This window comes from Lactobacillus nasalidis (genome assembly GCF_016587775.1).
Lineage (GTDB): Bacteria > Bacillota > Bacilli > Lactobacillales > Lactobacillaceae > Lactobacillus > Lactobacillus nasalidis.
The window spans coordinates 1-6,301 of the sequence record NZ_BOCG01000265.1 but is presented as its reverse complement, the minus strand read 5'-3'; the positions used below and the strand labels follow the sequence as shown (position 1 = coordinate 6,301).

General features: G+C 53.7%; 6 protein-coding genes and 1 other annotated feature. All 6 genes read left to right on the top strand.

Translation table 11 applies throughout. The annotated features are described in order from the left end of the window. The first annotated feature begins 2 nt into the window (after positions 1-2). Entirely contained in the window at positions 3-452 is a 450-nt protein-coding gene (locus lacNas_RS04665) for a dihydrofolate reductase (protein ID WP_244661421.1), read from the top strand. A 37-nt stretch (positions 453-489) separates the two neighbouring features. Next, positions 490-2,898: an HAD-IC family P-type ATPase gene (locus lacNas_RS04660; protein WP_201331819.1), complete on the top strand. Its 2,409-nt coding sequence runs from the start codon at positions 490-492 to the stop codon at positions 2,896-2,898. 76 nt (positions 2,899-2,974) lie between these two features. After that, positions 2,975-3,222, top strand: a binding site (T-box leader). 83 nt (positions 3,223-3,305) lie between these two features. Then, entirely contained in the window at positions 3,306-4,166 is an 861-nt protein-coding gene (locus lacNas_RS04655; protein WP_201331818.1) for a MetQ/NlpA family ABC transporter substrate-binding protein, read from the top strand. 33 nt (positions 4,167-4,199) lie between these two features. Beyond that, on the top strand, positions 4,200-5,255 hold the full coding sequence (locus tag lacNas_RS04650; protein WP_201331817.1) for a methionine ABC transporter ATP-binding protein: 1,056 nt from the start codon (positions 4,200-4,202) through the stop codon (positions 5,253-5,255). Beyond that, entirely contained in the window at positions 5,252-5,965 is a 714-nt protein-coding gene (locus tag lacNas_RS04645) for a methionine ABC transporter permease (protein WP_201331816.1), read from the top strand. The genes lacNas_RS04650 and lacNas_RS04645 overlap by 4 nt, the downstream gene beginning before the upstream one ends. 164 nt (positions 5,966-6,129) lie before the next feature. Then, positions 6,130-6,301: FAD-dependent oxidoreductase (locus tag lacNas_RS04640; protein ID WP_201346640.1), on the top strand; the 172-nt coding region annotated here is incomplete at its 3' end.

Here is a 6,301-nt window from a genome sequence, read left to right as displayed (position 1 = left end):
GCATCGGCTTTCAAGGACATCTGCCTTGGCAGCTGCCGGCTGATTTGAAGCATTTTAAAGAGAAAACAATGGGCCGGCCGATGCTGATGGGGCGGAAGACTTTCGAGTCCCTGCCGGGTCTGCTGCCAGGCCGCCAGCACGTGGTTTTGTCGCATCAGCAACTGGATCTGCCAAAAGAGGTGCTGCTCTTGACCAGCGAGGAAGCGCTGGATTCCTGGCTGGCTGAGCAGACCGGGGAAGTTTGCGTGATCGGCGGCGCCAGCTTGTTTGCCATGCTGGCCGACCGGGTCGACAAGCTGGAAGTGACGCGGATCAAAGCGACTTTTCCAGCTGACACTTACATGTCGGAAATCGCCTGGGACGATTTTGAACTGGTTGACCAAGACTGCCGGCAAGCCGATGACCGCAACAAGTACGACTACGATTTTGAAACCTGGCTGCGGAAAGGCTGAAGGGCAAGAATAATCTAAAAGCGAGATGTGTGATGTCATGAAAACAAATTTGCAAACGGGGCTGACCGAGGATGAAGTAGCTCGGAAAACAGCCGCCGGCAAGGTCAATGTCGCAATTGACGATGAATTCAAGAGCAACCGGCAGATCATCGTCGAAAATACTTTTACCTACTTCAACTTTATTTTCCTGGCGCTGACGGTGCTGCTCTTGATTGCCGGCGATTTCCGGGACATGACTTTTTTGCCGGTCATCATTTTGAACACGATCGTGGGGATCGTACAGGAAATCCGCGCCAAATCAGTTTTAAGCAAGCTGCAGGTCCTGAATCAGACGACGGTGCTGACCCTGCGCGCCGGCAAAAGGCGGCAGGTGCCGGTAGACCAGCTGGTTGAAGGCGACCTGGTCTTGCTGAAGGCCGGTGACCAGATCCCGGCTGACGCAAGGGTGGAAGACGGGCAAGTCCGGGTCAACGAAGCCCTTTTGACCGGGGAAAGCGACGAAATTGCCAAAAAGGCAGGCGATGAGCTGCTTTCAGGCTCTTTCGTGGTTTCCGGCGAAGTCCTGGCCCAGCTGGTCAAAGTGGGCAGCGAGTCTTACATTGCCAAGCTGACCGCTGAAGCCAAGGCCATGGGCGACGGTGAAGAGTCCAAAATGATCCGGGCCATCAACCGCCTGATCAAATGGGTGGGGATTATCATTATCCCAATGGGCGTGGCCTTGTTTGCCCAGGCATATTTTTTGAACCACCAGTCTTTCGCCGAGTCGATCAGCTCAATGGAAGCGGCCATTATCGGGATGATTCCCGAAGGGCTCTATTTGCTGACCACGGTCGCTTTGGCCCTGGCCGCCATGCGCCTGGCCCGCAACCAGGTGATGCTGCATGATATGAAGAGCGTGGAAACCCTGGCCAGAGTCAACGTCTTGTGTGTTGACAAGACCGGGACGATCACTGAGCCGAAAATGGCCGTCGAGCGGGTGGTTCCGGCCAAAAATTACCCGGGAAATGACGTAGAGGAGCGGCTGGCGGCTTATGTTTCCAACATGCCGGTCGACAATATCACCGCGGAGGCCTTGAGCCAGAAGTTTGGCCAGGAAGCGGCCCAGGAAGCGGCCAAGCGGATCATTCCCTTTACTTCGGTAAACAAGTACAGCGGCGCGGTTTTTGACGACTACAGCCTGCTCTTGGGCGCCCCGGAAATGATCCTGCGCGGCCAGCTGGCGGACTGCCAGGCTGAATTTGCCCGCTATCCTGAAGAAGGCTACCGGGTTCTAGCCTTTGCCAAGTACCCGGGTGAACTGGCCGATGAAAAAGAGCCGCTGACCCAGGAAGTCGAAGTTCTGGGCTACGTCCTCTTGTCCAACCCGATCCGCAAGGAAGCCAAGTATACTTTTGAATACTTTGCCAAGCAGGGGGTGGAAATCAAGGTCATTTCCGGCGACAATCCGGTGACCGTCTCCCGCGTGGCCGGCCAGGCCGGTATTGCCGGGGCGGAAAAGTACGTTGATGCCCAGACCCTCAAGCCGGAAGACTACCAGCAGGCCATGGCGGAATACAATGTTTTCGGCCGGGTGAAGCCTGAACAGAAGAAGGAGTTCGTCCAGGCCCTGCAGAAAAACGGCAAGACCGTGGCGATGACTGGCGACGGGGTCAACGACATTCTGGCCATGAAAGAAGCCGACTGCAGCATCGCCATGGCTTCCGGCAACAGCGCGGCCGTTCAGGCCTCACAGGTCGTTTTGCTCGATTCCAATTTTGCCAAGATGCCGCAGGTGGTCAATGAAGGCCGGCAAGTGGTCAACAACATCGAGCGCTCGGCAGGCCTGTTCCTGGTCAAGAACATCTTCTCCTTGCTGATGGCGGTCTTCTCATTGATTCTGACGCTCAATTATCCGATCAAGCCGGCGCAGATCACCTTGATCTCCGGCTTCACGATCGGTTTGCCGTCCTTTTTGCTGGCTTTGGAAAAGAACCATTCCCGGATCCGCGGCAACTTTACCGTCAACATCCTGGCCAAGTCAATCCCCGGGGGGATTACCGACTGGCTGGCCGTCAGCATCCTGGTTTTGACCGACAGGTTTACCAACATCGGTTCCAAGGAAGTGGCCACGGCTTCAACGGCCTTGCTGGTTCTGGTGGGGCTGATGGTGCTTTTCTGGATTTCGCGGCCGCTCAACAAGTACAAGCTGGGCGTCATCGCCCTGTCGGTGGTCTGCATCATCTTGTCGATCGTCTTTATCCCGGGCTTCTTCAAGCTCAGTCCGCTCTCTGGCAGAGCCGTCTTTACGGTAGCAGTGCTCTTTTTTGCCGGGATGACGCTCTTCAGAATCATGTCGCGCGTTTGCGACGGGATCAAGGAGGTAAGCACGGTCTTAACGGAAAAGGGCAAGGATGCCCGACTGCGGGATCTTTTAGCAGCTTACGGCAAGGACCGGGACGAACTTTAACGCTTTTTTTAGAAAAATGCCAAAAAGCCTTGACCTGGTTAAAAAATAATGATAAATTAAAAACATCAAGTTAAGAAAAGTTATCTCGAAAAGCAGAGTAGCTGGGTGATGATCCTTTACAGAGAAGCGGCAGTTGGTGAAAGCCGCTAGGAGAGTTCCAGTGAACATGGGCTTGGAATGATATGCAGCGGTGATATTTAGCCGCTGCCGGGGTTGCTCTCGTTAAACAAGCAAGCTGTTTCCCGCCAGGGGAGACAGTTGGTGAGATTTGTTACGCAAGTAATGAATGAACTAAAGGTGGTATCACGAGCGTTCGTCCTTTATGAAGGGCGGGCGCTTTTTCTTTTCAGTCTGAAAAAGGCTGCCGGCTTTTCGAGATTTCTGCTGTGTTTCTGGAGGTATTAATCATGAGAAAAAAGAAACAAAGAAACATCATTATCGCGGTAATTGCGGTTGTTGTCATTGCAGTCATCGGCTTTTTCTCTTTCGGCAGAAAGGGCAGCCAGCAAAGTGCCAAGACTGTCACGGTGACCGTCGGGACTGTCGGGGCAACCAAGGCTGAACGTGCCATCTGGAAGAGCGTGGCCGCTACCGCCAAGAAGAAGTACGGCATCATCGTCAAGACCAAGAACTTCTCAGACTACAACCAGCCAAACAGTGCTTTGAAGTCTGGGGACCTGGACTTGAACGCCTTCCAGCACTACAACTTCCTGAACAACTGGAACAAGTCCAACAAGGGAAACCTGGTAGCCATCGGCAGAACCTACATCGCACCGATCCGCCTGTACTCACTTAAGTACAAGTCACTGAAGTCCCTGCCAAAGGGTGCGACGATTGCCATTCCAAACGACGCCACCAACGAAGCCCGGGCCCTGCTGGTGCTGAAGAACGCCGGTTTGATCACTCTGAAGGGGACCAGCGCAACCAAGCTTTACACGGTTGCTGACATCAAGAGCAACCCGAAGGGCTTCAAGATTAAGGAAGTTGCCGCTGAACAGGCAGCCAGAGTGCTGAAGTCAGTTGACGCAGCGGTAGTCAACAACGACTACGCCAACCCTGCCGGCCTGGGCGACAAGCAGACCATCTACGTTGAACCGATCAACAAGGACTCCTACCAATGGATCAACGTCATCGTTGCCCGCAAGAAGGACAAGAACAAGAAGGCTTACAAGGAAGTCGTAAAGGCTTACCAAACCGCCAAGACCAAGCAGCTCTACAAGAAGTACTACGGCAGTAAGCAAGTTGCTGCTTGGGATGCCAAGTTCTAAGATTTTTTAACCTAGAAAGAAGCTTCAATCAATATGAGCATTATTCAACTGGATCACGTCAATGTGACTTTTAAGCGTAAAAAGGCTGCCGACGTGCAGGCCGTCCAGGACGTCACCCTGCACGTCGAGAAGGGCGACATCTACGGTATCGTCGGCTTCTCAGGAGCGGGGAAATCCACGCTGGTTAGAACCATCAACCTTTTGCAAAAGCCAACGGCCGGGGATGTCGTGGTTGAAGGGGTCGATTTCGTCAAGGACGGCAAGCAGGTAATCAGCGGCAAGGACTTGCAGGCCCGCCGCCGCAAGATCGGAATGATTTTCCAGCAGTTCAACCTGCTCAACGAAACCACGGTTATTGAAAACATTGCCTTTGCCCTCAAGCACTCAGACCTCTCCGACGATGAACTGGAAGAAAAATGCCTGAAGCTTCTCAAGCTGGTCGACCTGGAAGACAAGGCCAACGCCTACCCGGCCCAGCTGTCCGGCGGTCAGCAGCAGCGGGTGGCAATTGCCAGAGCGCTGGCCAACGATCCGGAAATTCTTTTGTCAGATGAAGCTACCAGTGCCTTGGACCCGCAAACGACCATCCAGATCCTGGACCTGCTCAAGAAGCTGAACCGGGAGCTGGGGCTGACGATCGTGTTGATCACCCACGAAATGGATGCCGTCAAGAAGATCGCCAACAAGGTGGCCGTGATGGAAAACGGCCGCGTCGTGGAAAACGGCAACCTTCGCGACGTCTTCCTGCACCCGCAGGCGGAACTGACGCAGAAGTTTGTCGGCGGCTCCCTGGCAGTCGTTGATACTTTAAAGAGCCTGGACATCAGCCTGGGCGAAGACGAGTCTCTTTACCAGCTCGTCTACAGCCTCAACAACGTGGCCAAGTCGATCATCATCGAGCTTTACCGGGAAGTCGGCGTGGAAGCGTCGATGCTGTACGGCAACGTCGAAGTGCTGGCTGATGAGCCGGTAGGGACGCTCCTGATCACCGTCAAAGGGGATGCCAGCCAGCAGGAGGCAACCTTGAAGTTCTTGAACGAGCAGGGCGTCACGGTAACTGAATTAGACGAAAGAGGGAACCGCTTATGATTAATGCTTTGGTTCATTGGATCGCGCAAACTTTTCCAAACATCTACAACCTGGGCTGGAGTGGAGACACCGGCTGGGGCACTTCCATTCTGCAGATCATTTACATGACCTTCTGGCCATCAATCTTCGGCGGCATCCTGGGGCTCTTCTTCGGTGTCGTTCTGGTCTTGACCGAACCAGGCGGGATTCTGGAAAACAAGTTCTGGTTCAACTTCTGCGACAAGCTGATCTCAGTTCTGCGGGCAATCCCGTTCATCATCCTGCTGGCTTTCATTTCACCGCTGACCCGCTTGATCGTGGGCACGGAAATCGGTGACACGGCTGCTTTGGTGCCGCTGACGCTGGGGATCTTCCCCTTCTACGCCCGTCAGGTGCAGGTAGCCCTGGAAAGCTTGGACCCGGGCAAGGTTGAAGCGGCTCAAAGCCTGGGGGCCAGCAATTGGGACATCATTTTCGATGTGTACCTCAAAGAAACCCGTTCAGAAATCATCCGGGTGTCAACTGTCTCCGTGATCAGCCTGATCGGCTTGACGGCGATGGCCGGGGCAGTCGGGGCCGGCGGTCTGGGTACTACGGCCATCCAGTACGGCTACCGCGACTTTGCCAACGACGTCACCTTCCTGGCAACGGTCCTAGTTGTCATCATGATCTTTATCGTGCAGGTTGTCGGCGACTTTTTGGCCAAGAAGCTGAACCACCAGCACCGGTAAGAGTTTTTGCAAAGAATCCACTGCAAGGCAGTGGGTTCTTTTTCTTTTTTGGAAAGAGAAAGGCAAATTTACATTTTTAAAAAATAACCTTTTCAATTTTAAAAAGTTAAAAAATGGTTTATAATGTGGAGGTAAGTAATTAATGATTGAGTAGAGGAATTAACATGGCAAAATATGTATTTAAGTCCAGTCCAATTGATCTAGTTAACCCGAGCTACGACCTGGTAGTCATCGGTGCCGGCGGCACCGGCCTGTCAGCTGCTCTGCAGGCTCATGAATTGGGGGCCAGCGTTGCGGTCTTTGAAAAGAACGAAGTCCTGGGCGGGAACACCAGCA